This window comes from Gemmatimonadota bacterium (genome assembly GCA_039715185.1).
Lineage (GTDB): Bacteria > Gemmatimonadota > Gemmatimonadetes > Longimicrobiales > RSA9 > DATHRK01.
The window spans coordinates 1-2,505 of the sequence record JBDLIA010000181.1 but is presented as its reverse complement, the minus strand read 5'-3'; the positions used below and the strand labels follow the sequence as shown (position 1 = coordinate 2,505).

General features: G+C 70.0%; 1 protein-coding gene. It reads right to left on the bottom strand.

The annotated features are described in order from the left end of the window. Positions 1 to 15 precede the first annotated feature (15 nt). Positions 16 to 2,505, bottom strand: a 2,490-nt coding sequence (gyrA, locus tag ABFS34_16445; protein MEN8377015.1) for a DNA gyrase subunit A, incomplete at its 5' end; no start/stop codon positions are given.

Here is a 2,505-nt window from a genome sequence, read left to right as displayed (position 1 = left end):
CCGGGCCCGCCCGCCCTACGCATCGAGCTCGAGTTGGGCCTGTGCCATCGCGACCTCCGGACGAGGTTCGGATGCCGGCTCGACATCGCCCGAGACCCGGTTTTCGCCCTCAGCCGAACCTCGTTCTTCGAGCTCGTCGCCGGCCTCCTCCGTGCGCCGCCCCGCGACCCGCGCCACGCGCGCAACGGCGTCGTCCTCGGCCAGCCCGGCCAGCGCCTTGCCCTGGCTGTTCCGGCCCTGGATCGGGATGTCCGCCGACCCCAGCCGGATCGCACGGCCGGAGCGGCATATGACCATGAGCTCGTCGCGCTCGAGGAGCTCTTGGGCGGCCACCAGCGGCCCCGTTCGGTCGGACACCTGCAGCGTGATGGTGCCCAGTCCGCCTCTCTTCTGGGCCGGGTACTCGTCGATGGGCGTGCGCTTGGCGTGGCCGAGCTCGGTGACCGTGCACAGCGTCGCGCGCCGCCGGACGTCCACCACCCCCACCACCGTGTCGCCGCTCCGCAGCTGAATCCCGCGTACGCCCTGCGCGGATCGACCCATGAGCGGGACGTCGGTTTCGGGGAACCGGATGGCGCGCCCGCCGCTGGTGACGAGCGCCAGGTCGTGCGTACCGTCGCTCAGGATCACGTCGATGAGTTGGTCGTCGCCCCTGAGGCTGACCGCGTTGATTCCGCCTGCGCGGATGTTGGAGAACTGGTCCAGCGCGGTGCGCTTGACCGTCCCGCCGCGGGTGAGGAAGACCAGCACCCGGTGTTCGTTGAAGTCCCTCACGGCCAACAGCCCGGCCACCCGCTCGTCCCCCTCCAACCCGGCGACCTGGGCGATGGAGCGGCCGCGGCTCTGGCGTCCGGCCTCCGGAAGCTCGTGCACTGGCAGGGCGTGCACCTGCCCCGACCGCGTGAAGACGAGCAGCGAGTCCGTCGTGCTCGCGATGAAGACGCGCTCCAGGAAGTCGTCCTCGAAGCGGTCCATGCCGGCGAGCGCCTTCCCGCTCCCCATCCGGCGTCGGTAGAGGTGCAGGGGGATGCGCTTGATGTATCCCTGGTGCGACAGGGTGACGACCACCTCCTCGTCGGCCAGCGCGTCCTCTACGCTCGGCTCCTCATCCTCGGACAGGATCTCCGTGCGCCGCGCGTCCCCGTACCGCTCCACGGCCGACTCCAGCTCCTCTAGCAGCACCTCGAGCTGGCGCTCCTGGCTGCCCAGGATGGCCTCCAGCTCGCGGATGGTGCGCTTCAGGTCGCGCAGGCGGTCGTGCAGCTTGTCGGTTTCGAGGCCGGTGAGTCGGGCCAGGCGCATGTCCAGGATCGCCTCGGCCTGGATCTCGGTCAGCTCGAAGCGGTCGCGCAGCGCCCTACCGGCGCCGGCTCGATCCTCCGACGCGCGGATGATCGAGATCACCTCGTCTATGTTCTCGACCGCGATGAGGAGCCCCTCCACCACGTGCGCCTCGTGTCCCGCCGCGTCCAGATCGTGCTGGGACCGCCTCTGGATCACCTCGATCCGGTGGTCGCGGAAGTGGCCCAGGAGCGCCTTCAGGTTCATCTCCCTGGGCACGCCGCGGTCGAGCGCCAGCAGGATCGCGCCGAAGGTGGCCCGCAGGTACGTGCCCCTGTAGAGCCGCTCCAGGATCGCGGCGGCGCTCGCGCCGCGCTTCAGCTCGATCACCAGTCGCATGCCGTCGCGGTCCGACTCGTCGCGCAGGTCGGTGATGTCCTCGACCTTCTTGGACCGTACCAGCGTCGCGATCTGCTCGATGATCCTGGCCTTCGACACGCCGTACGGGATCTCCGTGACGACCAGCTGCTCCTTGCCCCCGCGCAGCGCCTCGCGCTTGACCCGGGCGCGCATGACGATGCGGCCGCGGCCGGTCCGGTAGGCGCTCTCTATGCCCTCCCTGCCCACGATCAGGCCGCCGGTCGGGAAGTCCGGGCCCGGCACCAGGCGGAGCAGCTCATCCATCTCGCAGTCCGGGTTCTCGACGAGGTGCCGTACGGCCGCGCCGATCTCGCGCAGGTTGTGGGGGGGGATGTTGGTGCTCATGCCGACCGCGATGCCGCTGCTGCCGTTGATCAGCAGGTTGGGCACCTTCGCCGGCAGCACGGTGGGCTCGGTCAGCCGGTCGTCGAAGTTCGGCGCCACATCGACCGTCTCCCGGTCCAGGTCGGCCAGCAGCTCCGTCGCCATCGACGTCAGCCGCGCCTCCGTGTACCGGTACGCCGCCGCGTTGTCGCCGTCGATGCTGCCGAAGTTCCCCTGCCCGTCCACCAGCGGGTAGCGCAGGCTGAAGTCCTGCACCATGCGCACCAACGAGTCGTAGACCGCGTTGTCCCCGTGCGGGTGGTACTTGCCCAGCACCTCGCCCACCACCGTAGCGCTCTTCTTGTAGGGCCGGTTCGGCGCCAGTCCCAACTCACTCATCGCGTACAGGATGCGCCGGTGCACCGGCTTCAACCCGTCCCGCACGTCGGGCAGCGCCCGCTGCACGATCACGCTCATCGA